The sequence below is a fragment of the Streptomyces sp. NPDC101194 genome (assembly GCF_044767885.1).
Lineage (GTDB): Bacteria > Actinomycetota > Actinomycetes > Streptomycetales > Streptomycetaceae > Streptomyces.
In genome coordinates this window covers 65206-92174 of record NZ_JBIWOS010000002.1, presented here as the reverse complement: position 1 = coordinate 92174, position 26969 = coordinate 65206, and the positions used below count along the sequence as shown (strand labels likewise).

The 26969-nt window shown below is 69.0% G+C and carries 29 protein-coding genes; 10 read left to right on the top strand and 19 right to left on the bottom strand.

Annotation, left to right across the window (positions count from 1 at the left end):
- Nucleotides 1–375: 375 nt before the first annotated feature.
- The 4 genes from ACIRP2_RS07015 to ACIRP2_RS07000 form a co-directional block, all read right to left on the bottom strand.
- Entirely contained in the window at nt 376–2157 is a 1782-nt protein-coding gene (locus ACIRP2_RS07015; RefSeq protein WP_404247377.1) for a serine/threonine-protein kinase, read from the bottom strand.
- Between the two features lie 122 nt (nt 2158–2279).
- Entirely contained in the window at nt 2280–4217 is a 1938-nt protein-coding gene (locus ACIRP2_RS07010) for an AAA family ATPase (RefSeq protein WP_404247375.1), read from the bottom strand.
- A 1-nt stretch (nt 4218) separates the two neighbouring features.
- Nucleotides 4219–4791, bottom strand: coding sequence for a hypothetical protein (locus ACIRP2_RS07005; RefSeq protein ID WP_404247373.1), 573 nt, complete (start codon nt 4789–4791; stop codon nt 4219–4221).
- Nucleotides 4788–6167, bottom strand: coding sequence for a dsDNA nuclease domain-containing protein (locus tag ACIRP2_RS07000; protein ID WP_404247371.1), 1380 nt, complete (start codon nt 6165–6167; stop codon nt 4788–4790). The genes ACIRP2_RS07005 and ACIRP2_RS07000 overlap by 4 nt, the downstream gene beginning before the upstream one ends.
- Before the next feature lie 357 nt (nt 6168–6524).
- On the opposite strand from ACIRP2_RS07000, the gene ACIRP2_RS06995 reads away from it, so the two are divergent.
- Nucleotides 6525–7148, top strand: a complete 624-nt coding sequence (locus ACIRP2_RS06995; RefSeq protein ID WP_404247369.1) for a hypothetical protein — start codon at nt 6525–6527, stop codon at nt 7146–7148.
- A 224-nt stretch (nt 7149–7372) separates the two neighbouring features.
- Here ACIRP2_RS06995 and ACIRP2_RS06990 read toward each other — a convergent pair whose 3' ends face one another.
- On the bottom strand, nt 7373–8008 hold the full coding sequence (locus ACIRP2_RS06990) for an NAD(P)-dependent oxidoreductase (RefSeq protein ID WP_404247367.1): 636 nt from the start codon (nt 8006–8008) through the stop codon (nt 7373–7375).
- A 102-nt stretch (nt 8009–8110) separates the two neighbouring features.
- On the opposite strand from ACIRP2_RS06990, the gene ACIRP2_RS06985 reads away from it, so the two are divergent.
- From ACIRP2_RS06985 to ACIRP2_RS06965, 5 genes are all read left to right on the top strand, one after another.
- On the top strand, nt 8111–8524 hold the full coding sequence (locus ACIRP2_RS06985) for a winged helix-turn-helix transcriptional regulator (RefSeq protein WP_404247365.1): 414 nt from the start codon (nt 8111–8113) through the stop codon (nt 8522–8524).
- A gap of 188 nt (nt 8525–8712) precedes the next feature.
- Nucleotides 8713–8838 (top strand): hypothetical protein, encoded by a 126-nt coding sequence (locus ACIRP2_RS06980; RefSeq protein ID WP_404247363.1) that lies wholly within the window; start codon nt 8713–8715, stop codon nt 8836–8838.
- 136 nt (nt 8839–8974) lie between these two features.
- A complete protein-coding gene (locus ACIRP2_RS06975; protein ID WP_404249363.1) occupies nt 8975–9427 on the top strand; it encodes a helix-turn-helix transcriptional regulator in 453 nt (150 codons plus the stop codon).
- A gap of 10 nt (nt 9428–9437) precedes the next feature.
- Complete coding sequence (locus tag ACIRP2_RS06970; RefSeq protein WP_404247361.1) at nt 9438–9854, top strand: VOC family protein; 417 nt, start codon at nt 9438–9440, stop codon at nt 9852–9854.
- Nucleotides 9855–10020: 166 nt separating this feature from the next.
- Nucleotides 10021–12399 carry an ATP-binding cassette domain-containing protein gene (locus tag ACIRP2_RS06965; protein ID WP_404247359.1) on the top strand — a complete coding sequence of 793 codons (2379 nt, stop codon included), beginning with the start codon at nt 10021–10023 and terminating at the stop codon, nt 12397–12399.
- Between the two features lie 301 nt (nt 12400–12700).
- Here ACIRP2_RS06965 and ACIRP2_RS06960 read toward each other — a convergent pair whose 3' ends face one another.
- Both ACIRP2_RS06960 and ACIRP2_RS06955 read right to left on the bottom strand, forming a co-directional pair.
- Nucleotides 12701–14038 carry a HEAT repeat domain-containing protein gene (locus ACIRP2_RS06960; protein ID WP_404247357.1) on the bottom strand — a complete coding sequence of 446 codons (1338 nt, stop codon included), beginning with the start codon at nt 14036–14038 and terminating at the stop codon, nt 12701–12703.
- Between the two features lie 197 nt (nt 14039–14235).
- Nucleotides 14236–14802, bottom strand: a complete 567-nt coding sequence (locus ACIRP2_RS06955) for an O-methyltransferase (RefSeq protein ID WP_404247355.1) — start codon at nt 14800–14802, stop codon at nt 14236–14238.
- 203 nt (nt 14803–15005) lie between these two features.
- Here ACIRP2_RS06955 and ACIRP2_RS06950 point away from each other — a divergent pair, with 203 nt between their 5' ends.
- A complete protein-coding gene (locus tag ACIRP2_RS06950) occupies nt 15006–15710 on the top strand; it encodes an alpha/beta fold hydrolase (RefSeq protein WP_404247353.1) in 705 nt (234 codons plus the stop codon).
- 319 nt (nt 15711–16029) lie between these two features.
- Nucleotides 16030–16551 carry a DUF2199 domain-containing protein gene (locus tag ACIRP2_RS06945; RefSeq protein ID WP_404247351.1) on the top strand — a complete coding sequence of 174 codons (522 nt, stop codon included), beginning with the start codon at nt 16030–16032 and terminating at the stop codon, nt 16549–16551.
- Between the two features lie 161 nt (nt 16552–16712).
- Here ACIRP2_RS06945 and ACIRP2_RS06940 read toward each other — a convergent pair whose 3' ends face one another.
- From ACIRP2_RS06940 to ACIRP2_RS06925, 4 genes are all read right to left on the bottom strand, one after another.
- Nucleotides 16713–17381: a TetR/AcrR family transcriptional regulator gene (locus tag ACIRP2_RS06940; RefSeq protein WP_404247349.1), complete on the bottom strand. Its 669-nt coding sequence runs from the start codon at nt 17379–17381 to the stop codon at nt 16713–16715.
- A gap of 98 nt (nt 17382–17479) precedes the next feature.
- On the bottom strand, nt 17480–18730 hold the full coding sequence (locus ACIRP2_RS06935) for a GNAT family N-acetyltransferase (protein ID WP_404247347.1): 1251 nt from the start codon (nt 18728–18730) through the stop codon (nt 17480–17482).
- 63 nt (nt 18731–18793) lie between these two features.
- Nucleotides 18794–19777, bottom strand: coding sequence for an asparaginase (locus tag ACIRP2_RS06930; protein ID WP_404247345.1), 984 nt, complete (start codon nt 19775–19777; stop codon nt 18794–18796).
- A 46-nt stretch (nt 19778–19823) separates the two neighbouring features.
- On the bottom strand, nt 19824–20438 hold the full coding sequence (locus ACIRP2_RS06925; RefSeq protein WP_404247343.1) for an ABC transporter substrate-binding protein: 615 nt from the start codon (nt 20436–20438) through the stop codon (nt 19824–19826).
- A gap of 117 nt (nt 20439–20555) precedes the next feature.
- Here ACIRP2_RS06925 and dtd point away from each other — a divergent pair, with 117 nt between their 5' ends.
- Nucleotides 20556–21005: a D-aminoacyl-tRNA deacylase gene (gene dtd / locus ACIRP2_RS06920; protein WP_404247341.1), complete on the top strand. Its 450-nt coding sequence runs from the start codon at nt 20556–20558 to the stop codon at nt 21003–21005.
- Nucleotides 21006–21159: 154 nt separating this feature from the next.
- Here dtd and ACIRP2_RS06915 read toward each other — a convergent pair whose 3' ends face one another.
- From ACIRP2_RS06915 to ACIRP2_RS06905, 3 genes are all read right to left on the bottom strand, one after another.
- Nucleotides 21160–22125, bottom strand: coding sequence for a YgfZ/GcvT domain-containing protein (locus ACIRP2_RS06915; protein WP_404247339.1), 966 nt, complete (start codon nt 22123–22125; stop codon nt 21160–21162).
- 21 nt (nt 22126–22146) lie between these two features.
- On the bottom strand, nt 22147–22617 hold the full coding sequence (locus ACIRP2_RS06910; protein WP_404247337.1) for a Fur family transcriptional regulator: 471 nt from the start codon (nt 22615–22617) through the stop codon (nt 22147–22149).
- A gap of 145 nt (nt 22618–22762) precedes the next feature.
- Entirely contained in the window at nt 22763–23335 is a 573-nt protein-coding gene (locus ACIRP2_RS06905) for an FABP family protein (protein ID WP_351075359.1), read from the bottom strand.
- Between the two features lie 374 nt (nt 23336–23709).
- On the opposite strand from ACIRP2_RS06905, the gene ACIRP2_RS06900 reads away from it, so the two are divergent.
- Nucleotides 23710–24072 (top strand): DsrE family protein, encoded by a 363-nt coding sequence (locus ACIRP2_RS06900; protein ID WP_365689654.1) that lies wholly within the window; start codon nt 23710–23712, stop codon nt 24070–24072.
- Nucleotides 24073–24108: 36 nt separating this feature from the next.
- Here the strand turns inward: ACIRP2_RS06900 and ACIRP2_RS06895 are convergent, their stop codons facing one another.
- The 5 genes from ACIRP2_RS06895 to ACIRP2_RS06875 all read right to left on the bottom strand — a co-directional run bounded on the left by ACIRP2_RS06895 (nt 24109) and on the right by ACIRP2_RS06875 (nt 26911).
- Nucleotides 24109–24366, bottom strand: coding sequence for a DUF3099 domain-containing protein (locus ACIRP2_RS06895; RefSeq protein WP_404247335.1), 258 nt, complete (start codon nt 24364–24366; stop codon nt 24109–24111).
- 149 nt (nt 24367–24515) lie between these two features.
- Nucleotides 24516–24803, bottom strand: coding sequence for a DUF1416 domain-containing protein (locus ACIRP2_RS06890; protein WP_351075365.1), 288 nt, complete (start codon nt 24801–24803; stop codon nt 24516–24518).
- A gap of 51 nt (nt 24804–24854) precedes the next feature.
- On the bottom strand, nt 24855–25700 hold the full coding sequence (locus ACIRP2_RS06885; RefSeq protein WP_404247333.1) for a sulfurtransferase: 846 nt from the start codon (nt 25698–25700) through the stop codon (nt 24855–24857).
- Nucleotides 25701–25861: 161 nt separating this feature from the next.
- Complete coding sequence (locus tag ACIRP2_RS06880) at nt 25862–25969, bottom strand: putative leader peptide (protein ID WP_350983699.1); 108 nt, start codon at nt 25967–25969, stop codon at nt 25862–25864.
- A 252-nt stretch (nt 25970–26221) separates the two neighbouring features.
- Nucleotides 26222–26911 carry a DUF2993 domain-containing protein gene (locus ACIRP2_RS06875; RefSeq protein ID WP_404247331.1) on the bottom strand — a complete coding sequence of 230 codons (690 nt, stop codon included), beginning with the start codon at nt 26909–26911 and terminating at the stop codon, nt 26222–26224.
- Nucleotides 26912–26969: the final 58 nt, after the last annotated feature.

Genomic DNA, 26969 nt, shown 5'->3' with positions numbered 1-26969 from the left:
GCGTCGCACAGTCGCTGGACGAGTGGGTCAGACGCTTCCGCGCTTCGGGCAGGTCGGCAGCTTGGAGAAGCTGCGAGGCGATGGGTGTCCAGGACGGCCCCGGCGCCAGATAGCCGCATCGTCCCTGGTCGGCTGGATCTCCGAACGTAGCAGCAGGTCCAGCCCACCCAGATCGAGCGCGGCCTGCGCGCTCGCCCGACCCTCCGCACACGCCAGCACGATCCTCGACCGCAACACCAACGCCTGAGACGCCGTCCGCTTACGCAACCGGCCACGCAGCACCTGTCGTTCGCGATCGGACAACTCCAGCGACAACGGCTTCGAACCAGGCACCACCCCGCCCTATGACCGCCCTTGAACTTTGGACTCAGGACACTAGCGCGTGAGGGCGCCGAGGACCTTCCCGAGCGTAGTGGCCACGTCGAAGTCCCGATCCCATGTGAGTGCGACGAGGTCGTCGAACTCGGCCTCAGGGCGGAGCAGATTGAGGACGTCGGCTTCGAATACTGAGCCCGGTTCCGCGAGGCTGAGCGCCACGTCGTGGAAGCAGCGGTACGTGTTGCGTGACCGGAACATGACCGAGTACTCACCGTCTACGAGCTCTCCCACGGAGACATCCCACTTAGCTTCAAGCGCCTGCAGTGTGCCGGCGACCCTGTCGGCGTTGAGCGGCTCGGTCAACAGATCCACTCCCACCGCTTCTCGGGCCGAATCCAACGGAAGCGTCTCGTCCCAGACCACCGAGAGGTGGCGCTCGAAACCGATTTCCTCGCGAACTGTTTTGTTGAACTCCAGGTAGTCGGTGTCCAGTTTCGTACGCATCCAGCGGGTGATCCAGAGGATCGGGGCGCTGATCAGATTCGCCCGCAACGATCCATTGCCGTCACCGTAGACAGATTCGCGGATGCTCGTCAGCAGCTCTTTGCAGTGGTAGTCCTTGCAGAACCGGAACAAGTGAGCCGACCGCCGTGGCAGACCGCCCCAGAGGGAGGAGCGGGGGAGGGGGAAATCAGCCAGAATCGTCTCCAGTTCGCGTTGGAGTCCCGGCTTGGCGGCCGACAACACGAGGGCGTCGTCGTTCTCGTCCCACCGCCCGGCGCCCTCATAGTCGAACTTCGCCTTGCACGAAGCATATATAACGGCTTGAGCACATGTATTGAACAGCACCGTGCTCACCCGGTACGCAACCTCGCAGTGATAGTTGAGGTTGAATCGGTCGAGCTCTCCGTCGGCGACCCGCTCGAAGATATGCTTCGCCGACAGCACGTCTCTGGCGGCACGGCCGAGGATCCGCTCGACCTCGCCGGACGAGCTGTCGGCGGACGCTTCGTTGGGGCGCAGATCATCGGAGACCTCCTCGATTGCCGAGTCGAGCCGCTGGAGGGTTACCCGAAGCATGCCGCGTACGGTGTCGATGCGGAGCCGCTGCGCCTCATCTTGGAGCAGCATCTGTTCAATGATCAGGTCAAGGTCGGCCAAGAAGGGGTAGCGGTCACGCACAAGCGCGTGTCGCCGCCCTCGGGCGTTCTGCTTCGTGAACATCTCGGTTATGACGAGGCCGAGTGCAAAGATGTCCGCCGGCTTACCGATACCCAGGGCGTTGTTCCTCACCATCTGCTCGGGAGCGAGGTAGTTCCGGTTCACTAGGAGGTCCCCGCGATTCGTGAGCGAGGAGTCCTTGAAATGTGCGATGCCGAAGTCAGCCAGGACGAGCCGACGCGCATCAGGATCGACGAGGACATTCTCAGGTTTGATGTCGCGATGCACTATGCCGTCACCGTGCACGTACGCGAGCGCATCGCAGAGCTGACGCGCGTAGTCGAGAAGCACGTCAGCATCGGTTTCGTCGTTGATCACGTTTCGCAGCGTCATAGGGTAGAAGTCCATGACGTAGTAGAAGAAGTTCGCGTCCTCGGAGCGCGCGTGGATACTCACGACGTTCGGGTGGCTCGATGTCTGCCCGTACTCGATCTCCTGCTTGAAACGCTTGTTACGAGCGGAGTCCGCGTCGCGGGCCTTCTTAATCCGTTTGACTGCGAACACCTGACCGTCCGGCTTACGGCGAGCCTTCCACACCACGGCCGATCCGCCCTCTCCCGGAGCTGAATCGCGCTCGTAAGTGACTCCGTCGATGATGAACGGTTCGTTCTTCGGCATGAAGCCACCCTACTGACCCTCGGGGCGGTGACGTCGGCCAATTGCCGCCAGGCTCTCCCGCCGGTTCGCGGCGAACCGGGGACCGCCACTTGCGTACCGCCTCTCGCGAGACACCCAGAACGTCAGCTATCTAGCTGGCTCTCGATGCGAGTGACCTGATCAGGGCCGGGGTGATCCACACCGGGCACCATGGGGTTCTCGTAGTCGAACTCCACCTTGCCGAAGGAGTCGCTGGTGATGGGCGGGGGGTCATTGTCGGCGATGATCAGTTGCAAGCGTTCGCCATATGCGTCAGCCAGCGTCCTGAAGCGACTGTAGATCTCGGCCGCGCGTTGCCGGTCGGAGGCGTTGTTACCAAATGCCTTGCGCGGTGAATCGATCACGAGGAGCGATGGAACGAGGACGTCGGAGTGGTCGAGTCCGAAGGCAAGGAGCGTGAGGCTGTAGGCGAGGTTGACGGAGGTGGCGATGCCCCCGCCGGAAGCCTGCAGGGTCTCGAACGGCCGTCCGTTGACCACCGGCAGGTAGGTGTCGCGGTCGATGACGGCCGTGTCGACCCACGGCAGGTTCCAGCTGGTGAGCAGTCGGCTGAACTCAGTGCTGAGATCACCGAGCAGAGTCTGGTTGGCCTTGAGCTGCTCGGACTTCTCCTTGATGTCTTTGTTCACCTGTCGGCGGTCGGCCTTGAGTGAGCGGATGTCCGCGTCGATGGTGCGCACCCGTGCCCAGGATTCGCGCAGTTGGGTGATGGCATCAATGCTGGCCTTGAGCGAGGCGACGCGGGAGCTGGCCTCGGCGATGGCGTCGAAGCGCGGGGCGACCGCATCACGGGTCTGGGCGTCGAGCTCTCGGCGCAGGCTGGTGACGGCGAAGCTGAGTTGCTGCGACCGCTCCTGGACGGTCTGCAGGTGCGCCTCGTCCGACTGCTGGATGCGCTGTGCGTCCTCAAGCTGCTGCTGCAGGGCCGTGTGTGTCTCTTCGATGGCAGCCGGGTCGATGTCGGCCTCGACGGGGTCGGGTTGGAGACAGACGAGGCAGTGACCGTCCTCGACGGCCCGGGCTGCCAGCGACTGCATGCACCGCGGGCAGACGACGAACTCGAAAGGGGAGAGCTGGTCGATGGCTGTGACCGACCGTGCGAGACGGGAGAGGTCGAGCTGTACCTGAGCAACGACGGCATGCCGCGCCTCCACGAGGTCGGCGGCCGCGGACACTTCTTCTTCGGTCTGCCGCGCGGCGCGGATGGCGTTCTGCAGCTCGTCACGCACCGCGGTGTCGGCGGCGGTCTGTTCCTGAAGTTCGGTGCGGAGGCTGGCCAGGGCGGACGATGCGCGCTCCAGGGTGTCGCGCAACTGAGTTAATTCGGCCCGCAGTTCGTCGTCACTGCGGTGGTCGGAGGCTGCCAGGAAGGAGCTGACGTTGCCGTGCTCGGCGGTTCTGGCCTTCAGTGTGTCCAAGAGCTGGTTCCTGGTGCGTTTGAGCTCCATGAGCGCACTGTCGGTGAGCCCGAACATCAGGCGGAAGAGCTCTCTGCGCTTGGTCTCAAACCAGCTGTCCAGGTGACCGACGACCTGGCGGTCGATCTCGCGTGCCTGGAGGTAGGCGTAGGCGTACAGGTCGTTGAAGGTGAGGTTCTGCGGCCTCGCTGCTCCTTCTCGCCGTGCGGCGATCTGTTCGCGCGGGAAGCCGAGCGCGTCCAGGAGGTGGTCGGAGAGCGTGGTGACGCCTTCCGAGGCCCGCAGAGGCAGGGTGCGTTCCAGCGCGAGGGAGTGTGGATCGAGGAGATCCACAGAGTCGGCGGTGTCTCCCTCGATGGTCCGCCGGAGGACGACACGTTCGTCGCCAGCCGCGACCTCGGCCTGGACCGACAGGACGTGGTCGCGGACCGCCGGGGTGAGCATGGCACTGCCGCCGAGGGCGTGCTTGAAAAGCATCAGCAGACTCGACTTGCCAGTGCCAATGGGGCCGGTGATCACTGTGGCCGGACGGTCGAAGCGGTAGGTCTGCTCCGCCTCGGCGGTCGTGACGGTCAAAGAGACGATGCGCAGGTGGACGGCCATGTCAGATCTCCGTCCGCCAGGGCCGGTCGACAGCGTCGGGCAGACGGTCGTAGATGAGGTTCTTCAAGGCCGATCCTGACTTGTTGAAATGCCGCTTGAGCAGCTTGATCCGGCTGGCGACAACGGCCCATTCCGGCGTTGTGGCAAGAGAGGCCGCGGCGGCGGCGCCCTGCGGCGTGGCGCGGAATTCGGCTCTGGCGCTGTTGCTGTAGACGATCAGGCCGCGGGCGGCGAGCGAGCCGAGGACGCTGCAGTAGCGCTGGTCCCAGGGACCGTACTTGTAGCGGGTCATACGGCTTTCGACCGCGAGGCGCTCGGGTGATGTGGGGGCGGTTCCTGCCGGCCACGACGCCTCGCCAGCGGGCAGGAGATGTTCCAGCATCGCTGGATAGCGCAGCAGGAAGTCGAGTTTAGCGAGCTTTGTCAGGCCGTCGAGCCCCCCTTTGGGGGTGGTGAACTGCGAGATGAGCAGGAGAATGCGCGCCTCGTGGTAGTGGACCTCACGCTGCTCTGCCTGCCGCCGCTGCGTCCGCATGCGCGCTACCGCGGTCTCGAAGTCAGCGCTGTGGGTCATGAGGCTTCCTCATCCGTGTTGAAATTCACGGAGAAGAAGAAGAGGCACTCGTCGCACAACTGGTAGGCCAGTCCCCGCAAATGCAGGTTGCTGAGCAGGAACGGCGGCGGCGACGGTAGAGCGTCGACCTTCAGTTTCTCGGCCAGCAGGTCGTTCATCTTGTTGCCGAACTCGCTGCCCTCGGCGACCTGAGCGCGCGCATGGCGTCGGCACTCGAAGGCCATCTCCAGCACGTCCATGGACAGGTTCAAAAGGTCGGTTTCATCCCCGACCAGGCCGGAGCGGCGCTCGGACCAGGTCGTGTACCACGCGGAGCGGAGCCGTTCGGCGAACGCCGCCTCGTCCAAGGGAACCAGGCCCCGGCGCAGCTTGCGGCCGAGCTTTGCCCCTCCCGGTGCGAGCACGGGCGTCTGACCTCGGGGGAACGTGGGCAGCTGAACCGTCGTGTACGCGATCGCCTGGCGGACGATCTCGCGGGTGATGCTGCGCCGGCCGATGCGCTGCTGCATCCGCGTGCTGTGACGGACGCGGCTCGGGTCGGCGATGTAGACAGCAAGTTGGCTGCGGTCGCTCTCATCACGGTTGGCACGCTCGATCCGGTCCACGACGGCCCGGTAGGTGCTCTCAAGGTCGACATGCACCAGCTGCAGTTGCTCGACGGCAGGTACCAGAAGCCGTTGGATGTTGACGTCGGTGATGTGCGCTCGCTGGGGTGGATCGCAGGAGATCTCCAGGACTGCGAGGAAGCGAAGGACCCTCTCCACGAACCCCGTTGGCACCTGGATGTCAGCGAGCTTGCTCACCTGGGGTGTGTCCGGGACATTGGGATAGGGCTGTTTCCAACGAACTTTGAGCATCTGGCGGGCGATTGTCTCCGCCATAGAGGGCAGCCCATCCGTGAGTTCCGGCTCCGGGCCGCACATCCGAGCCAGCGTGCCGGCATTACCCTTGATCGGACTCAGCGCCGCGTTCGTCGCCAGTCTGAGTCGGACATTGGCGGCACACTCGCATGCGCACCAGCGGTCAAAGAGATGGGTAAGGCCGCCGCTCTTGCACAACTCCGTAAGCGACCAGGTGCCCTGATTTTCTTCGCGATGCTTGACCGATACCAGTTCCACCGAACCATCGGCCCACGCCACGACGAAGTCCTCGTGCCACTCGCAGACGACGAAGTCAATTGCGTCCTCCGTGAGCATGGCGAGACACTCTCGGGCGGCTACCTCCGCCTGGTACCGGTAACGGCCCAGCGTGTCCGAGCCACTGTCTTCTTCCGGAGCCAGTTCGAAGATGGCGTGCGGTGAACCGTCCGGACCCTCCGGCTCAGCGGACGCTCTAGCGCCTCCAGCCCCAACACCCGTGCCCGCCGTGTCGACCATCGACGCCCCCGATCCGGCCCCGTATCAGGGCACGTCCCCCGCCGCTTCCATCCCGGCACCGGGATTGAAGATCCCTACCTTTATCACACTCCATCATCGCTACGTAACAGTCCGTCGCAATTTGGCGCCTTTAGCAGTCGCCGACCGCAGCCCTCATGGGCGTTGAGATCCAGGCAGCGCGGCACAAGTAGGCGCTGAGCGCACGGTCGGCATCGCGAAGTCTGTGAACGATCGGGCTCATCGACTCTCGCGCCTCGCAGGGAAACGCATCACCCGCCGCCAGCTCGACACGATCCACGTCGACCACGCCAGCGAGAGAGCCTTCCGCGGCGAAGCCCGGCGCGGAAGGGCAGCCGGATGAACGGCCGACACCGAGGGCCCGCCCCGGTCACCTCGCTGCCCTTCGTCCCGGCCATGCTGCGTCCGCTGCCGCATCCGGTCACTCCGTTCGCGAACGAGACCCTCGACTCCTACCGCAACCGTCTGGCCACCGTGAACCAGACCGAGTTCCGCACCATGGGCAACCCCTCACGCTGGCTCCAATGCCCCCTCAACGAACTCGAACGGCTGGAAATACTCAGCGGCCAGCCCCGCACGACCCTGCTCTGGGCCATCCCGGAGCTGCGGCACCACGCACCCGACATCGTCGCTCCGTCCGACGTCTTCATCTTCAACACGCGCGCCGCCTGCGATCTCTGCAGCGAGCGCTCCGGCAACAACGGCCAGCCCATCCAGGTCTACCTCCGCGGGCTTCACGACAACGTCTGCATCCGTCACCGGCGCTGGCTCAGCTGCGGTCGTGCGAACGTCTTCGAGCAGATCGACCTCTCCCGCGCCCCAGAAGTCGTCCGCGCCCAGCGCCTCCTTGACCGGCTGGAACGTCGGCACGGGACGTTCGCTCTGGGCCGCCAACTACCCCCAGGTCGCCAGGTTCACGAAACTGATCATCTCCCTGGCACAGCGACCGGCGACCGAACGTAAAGTCGCGCACCTCACCGGCACCACCCAAATCGAGTTCGAACAAGCCTTCCACCTGGACCACCGCCCCCGGGGCATCACACTCCCGTGGCTCCGCAACGGCCTCGTCGGCTTGGTGGAAATCGTCGCCGATCTGACCTGGGAGGACGAACCCCTGTCACACACCGCGCAAGCCGGATGATCGACGTCCTCGCTCTGGAGCATGCGCGGCCAGCTTCATAATCGGATCAGGCCCCTTCGACACCGACATGCGTGCGGTGGTGACGAGGAGCATCGATCTCGTCGAGCAGGGCGATCGCGAAGTCGTCGTGGGAGATGCGACTGGCCATGTTGACGTCTGAAGTGGAGTAGCGGCCAGAGCCCGCCCCGGCGTGATCGAAGTCACCAGCCGGGCTGATGATCAGCCAGTCCAGAGAAGTCGCCGAGGAACGCAGCACAGCTGTCCCGGCCGCGTGACCGAGACAGAGGGGCCTGTATTCCTGCGGAAAACCGGGAGTGTCCATCAAAGGCGTCCCCTCACTGGTCTCCAGCGTTGCCGCCAGGCCGACAGCGACCAACCGACCCACCCCCGCTCGTGCCAGCCCATCAAGGAGAGCGCGAGCGGCGGCTGTGAAGAAGATGTCCGGCTGAGCGCCAGCATCGTAAGCGGCCATGATCGCGGCGTCATGCCCGGCCGCGAGATCGGCGACAGCGTCTGCGTCAGTGACATCACCGCTCACCAGACGGACTCCCGCACCTTCCATGTCCGGGTGCCTGGAGGCGTTCCGGACGACTGCGGTGACATGGTGCCCCCGGCGGAGCGCCTCACTGACAGCCACCCGTCCGACTCGCCCGCCCGCACCGAAAACAAGGACCTTGCCCATGGATTACCTCGCTCGCGCCTCAAGAAGATCTGTCCGCTGACATGCCCGAGCAAGGTAGCCACATCCATGGTTACCTCCTGGATACCGCACTACGGTGGCGCTGTGACCAAGCCCCTGGACCCAGAGATGTTCGACCCGCTCTGCCCCTCTGACCTGATGCCGTTCCGAGTGGGAGACAAATGGGCCGGGATGATCATCCAGTGCCTTGAGGACGGCCCGCGCCGGTTCTCCGAGCTACGGGTCCCACTGCGGAACATCACATCCAAGGTGCTCACACAGTCCCTCCGGGCACTGGAGCGTGACGGCTTCCTCGTCCGAACGGTTCATGCAGGACCCGTCCGCCACGTCGAGTACGAACTCACGTCGCTCGGCCGGAGTCTCCTTGACCTGCTCAACGCGGCACGCGCATGGGCAGAGGCACACCTGGACGAACTCATCGACGCCCACGAAGCGCACCACCCACCGGCCGAGCCAGCCAACACGCCCCCTCACTCAAGGCCAGACACCTCATCTTGACCGAGACGGGATCTCCAGAAGCGTCTCACTCAACTTGAGGCACCCCAGGTCAGAGCATCAACCTGCCTCATCCTCAGCGAGACCGGACACCCGTGTCCTGACTCCGCGGAGTCGAGGCGGTCCCGGTCTGGATGGCCTGCCCGCGGAGGAGGCGGGTCCTGTGGTGGCAGCGGCACCTGACCGAGCCGATGACGCTCGGACCAGGCCCCTTCGACACCGACATGCGTGCGGTGGTGACGAGGAGCATCGACCTCGTCGAGCAGGGCGATCGCGAAGTCGTCGTGGGAGATGCGACCGGCCATGTCGACGTCTGAAGTGGAGTACCTGCCTCGTCCTCGGCGAGACCGGACACGTGCCGCACCAGGACGGCGTCGCACCGCGTGGCGTCCGTGCGATGCTGGACCGGTGACGCTATCGGACCTGGTTCGGCTCCGCCGGGCCCGCGACCTGATGGACCGCGCGTACGCGGAACCGCTCGATGTCCCCGCGCTGGCACGCGCGTCCCACATGTCGCCCGGCCACTTCTCCCGCAGCTTCCGCGCCGCCTTCGGGGAGACGCCGTACAGCTACCTGATGACGCGCAGGATCGAGCGGGCCAAGGCCCTGCTGCGGCGCGGCGACCTGTCGGTGACGGAGGTCTGCTTCGCCGTCGGGTGCACGTCGCTGGGGTCGTTCAGCTCGCGATTCACGGAGCTGGTGGGCGAGAGCCCGAGCGCGTACCGGGCGCGCGCGCACGAACAGGGCGCGGGCATCCCGGCGTGCGTCTCCAAGATCCTCACGCGCCCGGTCAGGAACAGGGAGCACGACCGGACGCGGAAGGAGGAACCGGCCGCAGACAAGGAGCCGGCCGAGGAAGCGGAACCGGTCAGGAACGGAGAAGCGGAGCGCACGGCCCGCTCGTAGCGTGAGGTCCATGGAAATCAAGCTTTCGCAGTGCTTCGTCGCCGTCGACGACCACGACGAGGCGCTCGCCCTCTACCGGGACGTGCTCGGATTCGAGGTGCGCGACGACGTCGGGTTCGAGGGGATGCGCTGGGTGACGGTCGGCGCGCCGTCGCAGCCCGACGTGGAGATCGTGCTGGAACCGCCGGCCGCCGCCCCCGACGCCTCGCCGACCGACAAGCAGGCCATGGCGGAACTGCGGGCCAAGGGCATGCTGCGCGGCGTGATCTTCGCGACCGACGACTGCGACGCCGCCTTCGAGCGCATCCGGGCCTCGGGCGCCGAGGTGCTCCAGGAAACGGTCGACCAGCCGTACGGGGTCCGCGACTGCGCCTTCCGCGACCCCGCGGGCAACATGCTGCGCTTCGCCCAGCGCCGCAGCCGGTGAGCCCTGCGTCGGCCCGGCTCCGCCGACCGCGGACCGGCCTGCGCCGGTCCGCGGTCGGTGAATCCGGCCGGTACGCAGTGGACGTACTGCTCAGAGCCGGTCGGAACGAGCCGGGCGACACCGACGGAGACCGTGAGGGCGGTCCCGCGCAACAGAGGGAGAGACGATGAGCACGGACCCGCAGTCGCCTGCGCCGAACGTCGCCGACAGCCACGCGCTGATCCGCGTGCACGGCGCGCGCGTGAACAACCTCAAGGACGTCAGCGTCGAGATACCGAAGCGCAGGCTGACGGTGTTCACCGGTGTCTCCGGCTCGGGCAAGAGCTCCCTGGTGTTCAACACGATCGCCGCGGAGTCGCAGCGGCTGATCAACGAGACCTACAGCGCCTTCGTGCAGGGATTCATGCCGACGTCGGCGCGGCCCGAGGTCGACGTGCTCGAAGGGCTGACGACGGCGATCATCGTCGACCAGCAGCGGATGGGCGCCGACCCGCGTTCCACGGTCGGCACCGCCACCGACGCCAACGCGATGCTGCGCATCCTCTTCAGCCGGCTCGGGAAGCCGCACATCGGCCCGCCCAGCGCGTACTCCTTCAACACCGCCTCGGTCCGGGCGAGCGGTGCGATCACCGTCGAGCGCGGCAACAAGAAGGCGGTGAAGGCGACCTTCAACCGCACCGGCGGCATGTGCACGCGCTGCGAGGGCCGCGGCACGGTCTCCGACATCGACCTCACCCAGCTCTACGACGACTCCAAGTCGCTCGCCGAGGGCGCGTTCACCATCCCCGGCTGGAAGTCGGACAGCTTCTGGACCGTGCGGGTCTACGCCGAGTCGGGCCTCCTCGACCCGGACAAGCCGATCCGCGATTTCACCGAGAAGGAGATGCGGGACTTCCTCCACCGGGAGCCGACCAAGGTGAAGGTCGAGGGTGTGAACCTCACCTACGAGGGCCTGATCCCCAAGATCCAGAAGTCGATGCTCTCCAAGGACAAGGAGGCGCTGCAGCCGCACATCCGCGCGTTCGTGGAACGGGCGGTCACCTTCACCACCTGCCCCGAGTGCGACGGCACCCGGCTCAGCGAGGGGGCCCGGTCGTCGAAGATCGGGCGGCTCAGCATCGCCGACGCCTGCGCGATGGAGATCCGCGACCTGGCCGCATGGGTGCGCGGCATCGAGGAGCCTTCGGTGGCACCGCTGCTCACCGCCCTGCGGCAGACCCTGGACTCGTTCGTGGAGATCGGCCTCGGCTACCTCGCGCTCGACCGCCCGTCGGGCACGCTGTCGGGCGGCGAGGCGCAGCGCGTCAAGATGGTCCGCCACCTCGGCTCCGCGCTCACCGATACGACGTACGTCTTCGACGAGCCCACCTCCGGCCTGCACCCCCATGACATCAGCCGGATGAACGACCTGCTCCTGCGCCTGCGGGACAAGGGCAACACGGTGCTCGTCGTGGAGCACAAGCCGCAGACGATCGCGATCGCCGACCATGTCGTCGACCTCGGCCCCGGCGCCGGCTCGGCGGGCGGCACCGTCTGCTTCGAGGGCACGGTCGAGGGGCTGCGGGCCGGCGACACCGTCACCGGCCGCCACTTCGACGACCGGGCCGCCGTCAAGGAGACGGTGCGCAAGCCCTCCGGGGTGCTGGAGATCCGCGGCGCCACCTCCCACAACCTGCGGAGCGTCGACGTCGACATCCCGCTCGGGGTGCTCTGCGTGGTCACCGGTGTGGCGGGCTCCGGCAAGAGCTCGCTCGTGCACGGATCGATCCCGTCCGGTGAGGGTGTGGTCTCGGTCGACCAGGGAGCCATCAAGGGCTCCCGACGCAGCAACCCGGCGACGTACACCGGGCTGCTCGATCCGATCCGCAAGGCGTTCGCCAAGGTCAACGGCGTGAAGCCGGCGCTGTTCAGCGCCAACTCCGAGGGCGCCTGCCCCACGTGCAACGGCGTCGGCGTCGTCTACACCGACCTGGCGATGATGGCGGGCGTCGCCATCCCCTGCGAGGAGTGCGAGGGGAAGCGGTTCCAGGCATCGGTCCTCGAATACCACCTCGGCGGCCGTGACATCAGCGAGGTGCTCGCGATGTCGGTGTCCGAGGCCGAGGAGTTCTTCGGCGAGGGCGAGGCACGGACACCGGCCGCGCACAGGATCCTGCAGCGGCTCGCCGACGTCGGGCTCGGCTACCTCAGCCTCGGCCAGCCGCTGACCACGCTGTCCGGCGGCGAGCGGCAGCGACTCAGGCTGGCCACGCACATGGCCGAGAAGGGCGGCGTCTACGTCCTCGACGAGCCGACCACCGGCCTCCACCTCGCCGACGTCGAGCAGCTCCTCGGCCTGCTCGACCGGCTCGTCGACTCCGGCAAGTCGGTCGTCGTCGTCGAGCACCACCCGGCGGTCATGGCGCATGCCGACTGGATCATCGACCTCGGCCCCGGGGCCGGCCACGACGGCGGCCGGATCGTCTTCGAGGGCACCCCCGCCGACCTCGTCGCCGCCCGCTCCACCCTCACCGGCGAGCACCTCGCGGCCTACGTCGGCGGCTGACCGAAGCCCTCACGGGGACCGTGGGACGAGGCACTCCCTGCCGTTTCGACTCGTCCCACGGTTCCCTCATGGGTCGTGGCCCGCTACGAGCCGACCCGGGCCGCCCGCGCGGCGATCGCGGTCGGCGTCGGTGGAAGGCGCTCCTCGCCGCCGCCGCTCGTTGAGTCTCCCCGCAGTGGTGGTGAGTCCGCGGTTGCGAACGGACCGTCGCCTCAACGGTCGGCGGTCGACGAAAGCGCGGGACGGCCGTGCCGGACGCGACCGGTGCGCACCCGGCGGGTCATGACCCGTCGGTCGCGTCCTACTTCCGCAAACTCCACGTCCAAAGCGCACTGGCCCGGTGGTCGTGCTCGAAGCCGGGCCCGAGGGGCCCCACCCGCTCGATCGCCTCCTCGGTGCGCGGATCGTCGCGCCGGGCGAGGCCGAAGGCGGCGTCCAGACGCACGAGTTGGTCATCCTCGTCGAGGAGCGCGACCAGGGCGTCCGCGACGGCGGGCGCGGGGTCCCCGGACGCGGCCAGTGCCACCGCGGCCGCCGCCCGTACACCGGCATCCGGGTCCTGGGCCAGGGAGAGCAGGGCCCGGGTGGTCTCCGGGGTGGCCGCGTTCCCCGTACCCAGCACCGTGCATGCGCTCTTCCGCACGCCGGCGACCGGGTCCTGCGCGAGGGTCAGCAACGCGGCCCTCGCCGCGGGTGCGTGGGGGACGTCATGTGCGTGGAGACCGTCGGGCACCTGACTGCGTACGCGCGGAGCGGGGTGGTCGACGTACCGGAGCACGATGGCCTCCTGGTCCGCGTGCTCGTGCTCGTTGAAGGCGTCGAGCACCTGCGCGAGGGCCCCGGCGTCCGTCTCCTCGACCGCCCAGGCGGCCAGGAGCTCGCTCTCCTTCTTCGCGTAGTGGTCGGGGCCGTAACAGAGAATCGCCCTGGTCCACAGGTAACGGGCCAGAACCCGGCGGTGGACGGGGTCGGGGTGACGGCGCAGGGCCACCAGGGCCGACCAGGTCTCGTTGCTGCGCCGCTGAGCGAGGACGTGATGGACCGCCGACCAGTTCACATGGTCCTCGTCGGGCCGCTCTACACAGCGGGCAACCAGTTCGTCGACGGGTGCGAGTATGCGGAAGGCCCACTCCAGCAAGGTCAGGACGGCACCGTGGCCGGCCCGTACGACGAGTCCGCCGAGCGAGACCTGATCAACGTGGTCGTACAGGTAGTCGTCCTGGACGCACACCACCGCGGCGGGGCCCGGCGCGCGGGTCCTGCGCCGCAGTTCCTCGGCCGCGCCCGTCTCGTACCAGTCCCGCGCCAGGGCGAGGAGCCGTTCGCGGGCGGCCTCCGAAAGTCGCATGCGGGGCTCGTACCCCAGCACCGCCGAGACGACCGCCGGGGAGCCGCCGTCGACGGCGCGCCACAGCGGCGTGGTCCCGTCCGGCAGCGGCCGGTCGGGGTCCGCACCGCCCTCCACCAGGGCCTCGGCGACCGGCCCGTCGTACGCGGCCACGGCCGCACACAGCACCGGCAGCCCGTCCGCGTCCGCCGCGTCCGGATCCGCGCCCTCTCTCAGCAGGGACCGCACCGAGCCGGCCTCCCCCGCTCGCACCGCTGACACCAGCTGACCGTCGAGTCCGCCCTCGTCCATGCCTCCGTCCCCCCACCCTGTTTCCGAGGACGGCGTCGGGCCCGTACCCGCCCGAGAAGGACGGTCGGGCCCGAGTCACCGCCCTTTCCTTGGCCCTGCGCCTCGCTGACGCCTCGCTGGACGCCCGGCATCGCAGTCGGTCACCGATGACGTGGCGATGCGGGCACGCGGGCCCGGCCCGTTCCGAGCGAGAGGCTCTACAGGCGGCGCACCGCAACAACCGCTGAACTGGCCGGTGTGGTGAGTATTTCAGTCGCGTCCAGGGCTGGATGAGTGAGGTAGAACATGCGGAGCTCGTCCACTTCGCCGTCGAAACGGGGCGGCCAATGGGGCGAGGGGGTGAAGTCGTCCAGGACGAGAAGGCCACCGGGAGCGAGCAGTTCGACGACGCGCCGGGGGTCGTCGCGCTTGCCCCCGCCGTCGCAGAAGAAGACATCGAAAGGACCGTGCTGCTCAAGCAGCCGCCAGTCCCCGGTGAGAACGCCGACCCGCTCGTCGTCCGCGAAGACACCCGCCGCTCGACGGGCCAGCTCCTCGTCCCGCTCCACGGTGACCAGGCGGGCACCGGCGCCGAGGCCACTGTGCAGCCAGGCGGTGCCCACGCCCGAGCCGGTGCCGCTCTCCGCGATGATTCCGTGGGGTTTCGCGGCTGCGGCCACCCTGAGCAGCCTCCCCACTTCAGGGATGCAACTCTTCTTGAAACCCGCCTCGGAGGCGACACGCTCTGCCTCCACCACGCGAGGCGGGACCTCACGTTCTGCCATGATCACGCTCCCCTCCGCTGTGACCACGACGCTATCCGCCGACAGGGGCGTCCGCCCGGAGTTCACGTATCCGGGCCGGGCGGAGCTTCACGGTCGAAGCGCCGGCGAGTCCGTCACGGGCCGGGCGTCACCACGGGCCGGGCGTCAGCCGATGCCTGCTGGAAACCGAGCGAGCGGTGGCACCTCCGCGATACGTTGCCGCCATGGCTGAATTCGTACTGGTGGCAGGCGCATGGCTCGGATCGTGGGCATGGGACGAGGTGGCGTCCGAGTTGCGCACGGCCGGGCACGCCACGCATCCGGTGACGCTGTCCGGTCTCGCGGAGAAGCAGGATGTGCGGGCAGGGCAGCAGACCCATGTCCAGGACATCGTCGACGAGGTGGAGCGCCACGATCTCCACGATGTCGTCCTGGTCGGCCACAGCTACGCGGGCATCCCGGTCGGTCAGGCCGCCGAACGGATCGGTGACCGGCTGACCCGCGTGGTCTTCGTCGATTCCGAGGTCCCGGTCGACGGTGAGTCGTTCGCCTCCGGCTGGTGGAACGGCCCGGCGGCGCTGGAGGCCATGATCACGGGCAACGGCGGCTCCTGGGCGCCGCTCACGGCCGCCGACTTCGAGGGCCAGGGCCTCACCGACGAGCAGATCGCCCGGATCGTGGGCGGCTCGACTCCGCACCCGGGCACCGCGCTGACCGAGCCCGCCGTACTGGCACGTCCGCTCGACGGGCTTCCGGCGACGTACATCAAGTGCCTGCTCGACGGCGACGAACCGAATGACGTCGTGGCCGAGTTGCTGGCCGCCGAGGAGCACTGGGAGCTGGTGGAGATGGACACCGGCCACTGGCCGATGTTCTCCCGCCCGCGCGAGCTGGCACAGGTCCTGCACCGATCGGCCACGAGGTCCTGAGCCCCGGCGCGAGGGCCGGGGAACGAATGCGCAGATCCGGCCCCCCGGTGGTCATGCCGCCGCGCACGACCTTCCCATCGATCGGCTCAGAACCGGCCTCGGCCCCCTCCCCGGCCCCCGGACCCGGCACCTTCGAACCGGGCGGCAACGTCACCGTCCCACGCCTCGGTTCCGGGGCGATGCAACTGCCGGAACGGTGGAGCGGGCCCGCCCGTGACACGGCGAAGGCCGTGGCCGTGGCCCGACGCGCCGTCGAGCTCGGGGGCGCAGGCCTCGCACACCGACCACCGCCGGTACGACAGGCTCTAGGATCCCGCCCATGGCTATCGACCCCGGCTACACCTGCTCCTGCTGCGGCGAACACCACGCGGAACTGCCGATGGGCTATTCGACGATGGCTCCCGACATCTGGGACGCGAGCCTGGAGAGCGATCCCGACAGCATGCTTTCCTCGGACCAGTGCATCGTCAGGCACGAGCACTACTTCATCAAGGGCCTGATCGAACTGCCCGTCCTCGGCGGCGAGGAGCCCTTCTCCTGGGGTGTCTGGGTCTCGCTCAGCCGGGAGAACTTCGGTCGCGCCCTCGATGTGTGGGAGACCTCCGGCCGCGAGTCCGAGCCGCCCTACTTCGGCTGGCTGAGCACCGAGTTGGGGCTGTACTCGCCGCGCACGACCAACCTCAAGACGAACGCCCACACCCGCCCGATCGGCCGCCGCCCCCGCATCGAGCTGGAGCCCACCGACCATCCGCTCGCCGTGGAACAGCGCACCGGCATCACGCGCGACCGGGTGCGGGAGATCGCGGAAGCGGTGCTGCACGGCAAGGACGTCCATGCCTGAGCGGCCCCGCCGGACACACCCGGCGCCGGCGGGTGCGGCGGGGCATTCTCACCAGTGCCGTCGCGGCGCCGGCGCGCAATGATTCGACGTGTTCCCCGCCGGTGCGACGGTCCGGCTCCCGTCCTTGCGGCTCCGGACCGCGGCCCGACCGCCACTCCTGCCTACCGCTCGTCCCCGAGTCCCGACCGCAGCAGCGTGAAGGCGAGTTCGGCGGCCTCGACCGCACTCCCGTACGTCCGGTCCGCGCTCTCCCCCGCGTCCATCCGCCGCCAGTTCTCCAGGGCCAGGATGCGCAGCACCGCGATGATCTGACCCGCGGCCAGCCGGTCCCGCACCCGGTCGCCCAGCGCACGCGCGAGCGCCGCCTCCGAGCGGCTCTGGTAGCCGTACAGGCGGGCCACGAGGGACGGAGTCCCGTACAGCAGCCGCTGGAACGCCAGCACCTGCGGAATGTCGCAGAGGCCGGTCACCGGGTCGCGCCGCTCCAGGCCGTCCAGGAAATGGCGGTGCAGGGCCTCCAACGGGGACTCGTCCTCCCCGCGGGCGGCGACCACACGGGCCGCCTCGTCCTCGTGGTCGGCGAACCGGTGCAGGACCAGGTCCTCCTTGGCCGGGAAGTACCGGAACAACGTCGGCTTGGAGATGTCCGAGGCAGCCGCCACTTCCGCCACCGAGACCTTGTCGAAGCCCCGCTCCAGGAACATCGCGATCGCGGCTTCGGAGACCGCCTGGTACGTCAGCTGCTTCTTCCGCTCACGCAGGCTCATCGGCTCGTGCGGCGCGCGGCCCGCCTGCGCCGCCGATTCCGGTCCGGGCTTCTCTCCGCTCATGAACGAGAAGCGTACGCCTCGACCTCAACCGGACTTGACGTCCGGGAGCGGCCGCGGCGCGAGCGCCTGCGCCGGGCTCGCCCCCGGGGTTCCACGTCTCAGAAGACGTCCGGGCACCAGGGCCGTCGCGCCGCCCGGAACATGCCTTCCGCCAGTGCCACCGCACCCGGCGTGAGTTCCTCGATGCGCCCCAGGGCCGCCAGCCGGACCGGCGACTCGTCACCCAGGTAGAGCGTCCCCAACTCCCTCACGTCCAGGGCGAGATCGGCGGCGGCAGTGGTGGGGACGCACGTCGCGCCGGACCCCGAGGCGTCCAGGCGGTAGCGGCCGGCGGTCAGACCCGTGCCGTCGTGGATGTCCAGGGTCAGCGCGCCGGGTACCGCGTAGGTGCGGGCCTCCAGGGCGCGTACGACGTCCAGGACGCGTACCCACAGCCAGTCCGCCTGGGTCACGATGCGGGCCGCGCGCGGATCCGGGAGGAGGAGGGGCAGCAGGTCGTCGGGGGCCCGGTGGCCGGTGCGGACCGTGGCGATCCAGTCGATCGAGCAGACGAAGTGCCACAGCGTGCGCTCAGCGGCCGGGGTGACGGCGATCTGCCCGAGCACCGTGGCCCGGTTGAGCGGCTGCTTGGCGTCGCCCCAGTGATCGTCGGCACGGTAGGCGATCAGGCCGTCGACCTCACCGTCCGCGTTGGTGTAGAGCGCGTAGAAGGGTTCCGTCCAGGTACCGGGCCCGGTCGGGTCCTCGCCGGTGTTCAGCTCCCACCAGCGGGTGTCACGATTGATCGCACCGTGCTGCCGGGCGCGCAGCCGTTCATGGAGGGCCGGTCCCAGCTTGCGCACGTCCGCACCGGTCACCAGGTCGATCCGGCCCCCGTCCGACGCGGAGGGACCGGACCAGCGGGGGTCGAGGCCCGCCCTCGCCACGTCGATCTCCCACTCGGTCGTCCACGTCGCCGGGCCGAAGCCGTACCGCCCGTAGATGGGGTACTCGGCGGCGATCAGGGTGGCGACCACGTCGCCGCGTTCCTTCGCCGCCGCCAGGTCCGCGGCCATCATCCGGCTGAGCAGCCCGCGGCGTCGGTGCGTGGGCGACACCGTCACGTTGGAGATCGCGTCGGACGGCACCGTGGCGCCGCCGACGACGGTGAGTTCCTGCGCGAACGAACGGTACGTGGCCACGCACCGCCCGCCGTCGAACGCGCCCTGCGTACGGGTCAGGTCGGTGTGCCGGAGACGGCTGGCGACCTCCTGGTCCGTCACGCTCGGCGGTTGCAGGAATCCGGTGTGCTTGGCGCACAGCCAGCCGGGAAAATCGGACTCGGTGATCGTACGGACCTCGGGGCACATGCGCCCCACGCTAGGCACCCGACCCACGGCCTGTCGCCCGGTTTTCCACCGCCTCCGTTCCGGTCAGAACGCGGCCCGGATCTCGCCGACCTCGCCACCGCCGCCCAGCAGCGGCGCGTGCCCGATCCGGGAGACCACCGGGGCGTCGATGCCGAGCAGACGCAGCGACCGGGCCAGCACCGGGCCGAGTGCCCGTGTCGCACCGTCGTCGATCTTGAAGGCCAGCGCCCGGCCGTCCGCCAGGGCCACGGCCTGCACCGCCTCCGCACCCATCTTGGAGAGCGCGCCCGGCACCTCCCGCATCAGCCAGGTGTCGGGGCGACGGGTTCCGGCCACGTACTCGGGGTGGGCCCGCATCGCGTCCCCGACCCGGCGCTCCGCCGTCCCGGGATCCGCCGTCACGAACGCGCGGAAGGCCCGCGCCAGCCCCACCAGGCTGATCGCCATCAGCGGCGCCCCGCAGCCGTCCGTACCGACCGCCGAGACGGGCTCGCCGGCCGCCTCCTCCACCACCTGGTGCACCAGCTGCTGGAGCGGGTGCGCCGGGTCGAGGTAGGACGCCCGGTCCCAGCCGTTCACCCCGCACGCGGCGAGCATGGCCGCGTGCTTGCCGGAGCAGTTCATGGTGATCCGCTCCCGGACACGGCCCGCGGCGAGATACGTCTCCGCCTCCGCCGGGTCCAGCGGCAGATCGGGCGGGGTCTGCAGATCACCGGGGGTCAGTCCGTGCTCGGCCAGCATCGCGGTGACGAGTTCGAGGTGGAAGCCCTCGCCCGAGTGGCTCGCGGCGGCCAGCGCCAGCCGCTCCCCGGACAGATCGAGCCCGGCCCGCAGCACGGCCGCGGCCTGCATCGGCTTGTTGGAGGAGCGCGGGAAGACCGGCGCCGTCGGATCGCCGAGTGCCTTCTCCACACTGCCGTCCGCCGCCAGCACGACCAGGGAACCCCGGTGCCGGCCCTCCACGAAGCCGGACCGGACGACCTCGGCCAGCACGGGGAGCGACTCGGGGGATATGACGGAGGGGGCAGCGGCGGCGCTGGAGGTCATGGTGGCCTTCCGGGGACGAGCGGAACCAGCCCCCGGAAGGGTCGCTTCAGGCGAGCAGGTCGTCTACTTGTGCTTCACCATCACGGTACCTGCGGGCGATCTCGGCACTGCAATCGTCAGCGGTGCGTTGCAGCTGGTGACGGCGCCGGGAGACCTGCTGTTCGTAGCGGACCAAGCGCCCCATCGCGGTGTGCAGCTCCTCGTCCGTACGGGCGTCGAGGTCGGAGAGTTCGACCTCGGCCAGCGTCTCGGCCGCCAGCCTGCGGTACTCGTCGCTGCGCGGCGTGGTGAGTGTGACGTGCCGGGCGGAGGAGCGGTGCTGGGACGGGGTGTCGGCGAGGATCTCGGAGAGCCGGTCCACCACCGGCTTCTCGGGATCCAGCCGCCGGGCCAGCTCGGCCCGCAGGATGTCGATCCGCCCCTGGACCAGCCGCCGCACATAGCTGAGGTCGGCCTCGTCCCGCTGCGAGTCGCGGCGCAGTGTGCGCAGCTCCGGCAGGCGCAGGCCTTCCAGCTCCGGCTGCGGTCCTGCGGGTGGGCCGTCCACAAGGCCGTGACCGGTCCGCTGGACCGGTGGGCGCAGGGTGCCGGTACTGGTACTGGTGCCGTTACGCGCGACCGGCACGGCGCCGGGGGACTGCCCGGTTCCATGGGTACTCATGCTTGTGTCCATCCCCTCGACCGGTGCGTCGGCACACCGCCTTCCCAGCATGGTGCCACTCCAGTGGGGCCTGTGTGGATGCTCTGTACCCGTTCAGCCCAAGATAGGTTGGTCTGTATGCGTGCAGTGGTACAGAGGGTGGACGGTGCGAGCGTCACGGTGACCGACGGCGCGGGCGCGTCGGGCGGACCCGAGGTGGTCGGCGAAATCATCGGCGAAGGACTGTGTGTGCTGGTGGGAGTCACCCACGGGGACACCGCGGAGAAGGCGGCCCAGCTCGCCCGCAAGCTCTGGTCGGTCCGCATCCTGGAGGGCGAGAAGTCCTGCTCCGATGTGAATGCACCACTTCTGGTGATTTCGCAGTTCACTCTCTACGGGGACGCCCGGAAGGGGCGCAGGCCCACCTGGAACGCCGCCGCGCCCGGCGAGGTCGCCGAACCGCTGGTCGACGAGGTGGTGGCGCAGCTGCGGGCGCTGGGGGCGCGGGTGGAGACGGGCCGGTTCGGGGCGGACATGCGGGTCTCGCTCACGAACCACGGCCCGTTCACCGTCGTCGTCGAGGTCTGAGCCGGGTCCCGGTCCGGACGCGGACGGGTGGGGCATCCGGCGGGAACGACGCGGACGGTCCCGCGCAGGGAATCTGCGCACAGGAGCCGGAGGACCGGGGCCCTTCGCCCGGATCGGCTCCGCTCCCCGGTCGGGCCCGGTCCGGACGAAGGTCCTACGGCTCCACGACCGTCTCCTGGGCGGCGGCCGTGTCCCCCGCGAGCAGTTCCGCGTCCACCGCGACGTTCCGCTTGACCAGGGCCAGCGCGATCGGTCCCAGTTCGTGGTGGCGGGCCGAGGTGGTGATGAAGCCCAGCTGCCTGCCCTCGGCGCCGTCCGCGGCGAGCCGTACCGGTGTGCCGTGTCCGGGCAGGACGACCTCGCTGCCGTCGAGGTGCAGAAAGACCAGCCGCCGCGGCGGCTTGCCCAGGTTCTGCACCCGGGCCACGGTCTCCTGGCCTCGGTAGCAGCCCTTCTGGAGGTGGACGGCGGTGCCGATCCAGCCCAGCTCGTGCGGGATGGTGCGGTGATCGGTCTCGAAGCCGAGGCGCGGGCGGTGCGCCTCGACGCGCAGCGCCTCGTACGCGAGGACGCCGGCCAGGGGGCCGTGTGCGGCCGCGTACTTCTCCAGGTCGGCGCGGGGCAGGAACAGGTCCCGGCCGTACGCCGTCTCCCGTACCGTCACGCCGTCCGGGACCTCCGCGATGGAGCCGGCCGGCAGATACACCACGGCGAAGTCCTCGGTGCGGTCGGCGACTTCGACCCGGTAGAAGAACTTCATGGAATCCAGGTAGGCGACGAGGTCGCCCTGTGTGCCCGGCTCGGCGTGCATCCACACGGTCTCGCCGTCGTCGACGAGATAGAGGGCGTGCTCGATGTGTCCGTTCGCGGTGAGGATCAGGGCCTCGGTGGCCTGTCCCGGGGCGAGTTCGCTGACGTGCTGGGTGAGCAGGAGATGCAGCCAGGCCAGCCGGTCGCTGCCGGTGACGGTGACGACGGCACGGTGCGAGAGGTCGACGAGGCCGGAGCCGTCGGCGAGGGCGCGCTGTTCTCGGAACAGATCGCCGTAGTGCGCGGCGACGCCTTCGTCACGGCCCTCGGCGGGTACGGCACCGGGCAGGGACAGCAGGGGGCTCTTCATGCGACCAGCGTACGACGCGATTTACGGCTCGGTCCGGGCCGCTTCGGCCGTCCGGGCCGCGCCTGCGGACGCCGCCTTCGCCGTGCAGTCGGCGCAGCGGCCGAAGATCGCGAAGTGCTTCATGTCCGTCTCGAAACCGAAGTCGGCCTGGAGCTTCGCGGTGAACTCGGCGACGACTTCGACATCGGCCTCGATGACGTTCGTGCAGTCGCGGCAGACCAGATGGATGTGGTGGTGGCGGTCGGCCAGGTGGTACGTCGGCGCCCCGTGCCCCAGATGGGCGTGGCTGACCAGCTCCAGCTCCTCCAGGAGTTCGAGCGTCCGGTAGACGGTGGAGATGTTCACGCCGGACGCGGTCCTGCGCACCTCGGCGAGGATGTCGTCGGGCGTCGCGTGTTCCAGCGTGTCGACGGCTTCCAGGACGAGCTGCCGCTGCGGCGTCAGCCGGTAGCCGCGCTGTCGGAGGTCGGTCTTCCAGTCGGTGCTCACCACACGCTCAGTGTAGGTCGGGGTGAGCACCTGCCCGCAGCTGTGTCCGAAAGGAATCCGTGGCCCGCGCGCCGCGAAACCCGCGAACGCGGGTCGGCGGAACCGACGGCCGGAACAGGGCCGGCCGGCGGGCCGTGTGGGCGGCGGTCTACTTGAAGAAGGCGATGCCGTCGTCCGGCAGGTCGCCGAGGCTCTTCGCCATCGCCTCGACCTCCTCCGGAGTGACGACCTTCTTCAGGTGCGCCGACATGTACGGGCGCAGCTCCACCTCGGGGGTGGCCTTCTCGCCGACCCACATCAGATCGCTCTTCACATAGCCGTAGAGACGCTTGCCACCGCTGTACGGGCCGGACGCCGCGGTCCGCGCCACCGCGTCGGTGACCAGGTCGATCTGCGGCTTCTGGTCGGCCAGCTCGCCGTACCAGATCTCGATGACGCCCTGGTCGCGGACCATGACGACCTCGACCTTGCGGTCCTTGTCGATGCGCCAGTAGCCGGACTCGGACTCCAGCGGCTTGACCTTCTTGCCCTCGGAGTCGAGCACCCAGGTGTGCGAGACGTACTCCAGGAAGTCCCGGCCGTCGTGGCTGAAGGAGACTTCCTGGCCGAAGTTGCACTGCTCGGCGCCGGGGAAGTCGGAGACACCCGCGCCCGCCCAGTTGCCGAGGAGGAAGGCCAGCGGGACGAGGTCCGGGTGGAGGTCGGACGGAATCTCGATCATGAGCGGCTCAGACGATCTGTGAGGTGGGGTGCGACTTCGGACGTGACACAACGAGACGTGGGTGTCACGTTGTCCTGACAGGGGTTGCCCGCTCGGACGGGAACGAGGGCGGGCAGGGTCAGCGCTGACCCTGGTACAGCTTCTTCACGGTCACACCCGCGAAGGCGAGAACGCCGACGCAGACCAGGACCAGCAGGGCGGAGAAGAATGCCTCAAGCACGGGAACTCCTTGGAACGAGCGGTACGGCGGCAGTACGCGGCCGGATCCAAGCCTAATGGGTTGACCCCCTGCGCGTCGGTTCGGGGTTTGCCCCGGGGGTGGCCCGGGACGGGTCGGCCCGGCGGCCGCGCGCCCGACGATTACAGTTCGACACATGCCGAAGAAGCTCGTGATCAAGGTGACTGCCGGTGCCGACGCAGCCGAGCGCTGCTCCCAGGCGTTCACGGTGGCCGCGGTCGCCGTCGCCAGTGGTGTGGAGGTCTCCCTCTGGCTGACCGGGGAGTCCTCGTGGTTCGCGCTGCCGGGGCGGGCCGCCGAGTTCGAACTGCCGCACGCCGCCCCGCTGCCGGATCTGATCGAGTCGATCCAGGCGGGCGGTCGGATCACCCTCTGCACGCAGTGCGCGGCGCGTCGCGACATCACCGAGCAGGACGTCCTGGAGGGCGTACGGATCGCGGGGGCCCAGGTCTTCGTCAGCGAGATCATGGCCGACGGCGTCCAGGCCCTCGTCTACTGACGCGCGCACGGCCCTCGGCGCCGCCCCCGGCCGTGTTCAGTGCCGTTTCTTGCCGTCGAGCTCGTCCCACCACTCGTCCGACTGCGGGTCACCGGACGGATCGTCCCACCAGCGGTCCTCCGGGCCCCGCCGGTTGGCGATCATGGCCGCGACGGGCGGGATGACCATGGCGACGAGACACATCGCTATCGCGGCGGGCATCGACCACAGCCGGACGAAGGCCCAGGCCGACACGAAGAGGACGATGCAGCCGCCCATCATCAGGAAATAGCCGCGACGGCGTCGGGCGTACATACCTCAAGCGTAGGCCCGTACCCCGCCTCCGCGAACGGCACGAAGGGCCGTACCCCGCTTCGGAAGGCGTCCAACCCCCGGGGTACGGCCCTTCGGCCGGCAAGGCGTCGCGGGAGCACCGGCCGGGCCGGTGTCCCCGCGTTCGGTGGCTAGACGGCGATGGCGACCTCGGAGAGGCCACCGGTCTGCGCCACGACCGTGCGGTCGGCGCTGCCGCCCGGGACGAGGGCGCGCAGCGTCCACGTGCCCTCGGCCGCGTAGAAGCGGAACTGTCCGGTCGCCGAGGTCGGGACCTCCGCGGTGAACTCGCCGGTCGAGTCCAGCAGGCGCACGTAGCCGGTGACGGGCTCGCCGTCGCGGGTCACGCTGCCCTGGATGGTGGTCTCACCGGGCTTGATGCCCGAAGCGTCGGGACCGCCGGCCTTTGCTCCACACATGGTCTTCTGTCCTTCTGGGTCGGGAGTCGTGCTGGTCCGGGTCGTGCGGAATTACTTGTTGGCGCCGAGCTCGATCGGCACACCCACGAGGGAGCCGTACTCGGTCCACGAACCGTCGTAGTTCTTGACGTTCTCCTGGCCGAGCAGCTCGTGCAGCACGAACCAGGTGAGCGCGGAACGCTCGCCGATGCGGCAGTACGCGATGGTGTCCTTCGACAGGTCGACCTGCTCGGCCTCGTAGAGCGCCTTGAGCTCGTCGTCCGACTTGAAGGTGCCGTCGTCGTTGGCGTTCTTCGACCACGGGATGTTGCGGGCGCCCGGCACGTGGCCGGGGCGCTGGGACTGCTCCTGCGGGAGGTGCGCCGGGGCGAGCAGCTTGCCGCTGAACTCGTCGGGCGAGCGCACGTCGACCAGGTTCAGGCTGCCGATGGCCTTCACGACGTCGTCGCGGTAGGCGCGGATCGACTCGTCCTGCGGCTGGGCCCGGTACTCGGTGGCCGGGCGGGACGGGATCCGGTCTCCGTCGACCAGGTCGCGGGAGTCGAGCTCCCACTTCTTGCGGCCGCCGTCGAGCAGCCGGACGTCCTGGTGACCGTAGAGCTTGAAGTACCAGAACGCGTAGGACGCGAACCAGTTGTTGTTGCCGCCGTACAGGACGACCGTGGTGTCGTTGCCGATGCCCTTCTCGGACAGCAGCTTCTCGAAGCCGGGCTGGTCGATGAAGTCACGGCGGACCGGGTCCTGGAGGTCCTTGGTCCAGTCGATCCGGATCGCGTTCCTGATGTGGTTCTTCTCGTACGCCGAGGTGTCCTCGTCGACCTCGACGAGAGCGACCTTCGGGTCGTCGATGTGGGCCTCGACCCAGTCGGCGTCTACCAGGACGTCACTGCGGCTCATTCTGTTCTCCTCCGGGGCGGTCTGCGGCGAGATGGTGCGAGACGGTGCGTAATGCGGATGTGCGGCGGCGCAGGGTGCGGCGCACGTGCACAGAGGCGATGGGGATGGGGCCCCGACATCGGTCGAAGGGCCGGGGAACGCGGGGCGCCGAAGGCTCCCGCTCAGACAGTGCGACAGAGCATGGCGGCGACGCGACACAGGTCCACGGCCCGCCGCTTCGTGAGATCCGCCCGGCCCCGCTGTGGGAGACCGCCGATTGAGCACTGCATGGCACCGATCGTAGGGAGGTACGGGCGGGCATGTCACCGCCGTACCGTATCGCGAGACGCGATCGTCCGTAATGCGAGACACGAACGTCGGCGCGGCGTCCGGGGCGCCCCGCGCGCACCCTCGGCACGCCTCGGTCATCTGCGGATCGGACGCGACCGTCTCACTATGTGGTGTAGCGGGGCGTCGAAGCCCCGCCCCGACTCGGCCGTCCCCGCCCGGTGGGTCTCATCGACGGGGACCGCGGGCCGGACTCATCCGGCGATGCGGACGTCCGTGCCCGTCACCGAGATCTCCAGGCCGTCGGCGGTCGGCCGGATCCTCTGCAGCTTCAGGCCGCTGGGCAGACCGCCGACCTCCCGCTCGAAGTCGGTCTTCTGGCGCACCAGGCCTTCGAGCCCGGGAATGCCCTCGCCCGGCACCTTGTCCGCGTGCACCTTGATGGTGTGGCCGTCGATCAGGGTGACGGTGGAGAGCACACTGCGCGACAGCGGGCGGCCGAGGATGTCGACCGTACCGGTCACCTTCACCTTGCCGTTGCCGCCGTACTCGACGGCCACGCCGTCGCTGGCGGCCTTGGTCAGGTCCTCGTACGAGATGACGGCGGTGCCGGTGGCGCGGGCGGCGGTGGCGCTGGAGTAGCCGTCGGCGAGCTTCACCTCGTACAGCGCGGCGTTCATCCTGCTGATCCGGATCCTGCGGCCGTTGGCGTCGGTCTCGATGCCGGTGATCTCGACGTCGACCTCGTCGAGCTGCGATCCGGCGACCTGCGTCAGAAACGGAAATCCCTTGATGGAGACATCCGTCGAACCGATCGTGGCACCGGTGACCTCGACCCGTCCCTCGGCCTCCGACTCGGCGAAGTACACCGCCGCCCGGTCGACGGCGACGAAGATCCCGCCCAGGACCACCACTATGACCAGCAGTATCCGCAGTGCACGCATGCCCGTTCTTCCCCCACCCTGCATCCGGCCGGACCCCTGGCGCCCATGCGTCCGCCAC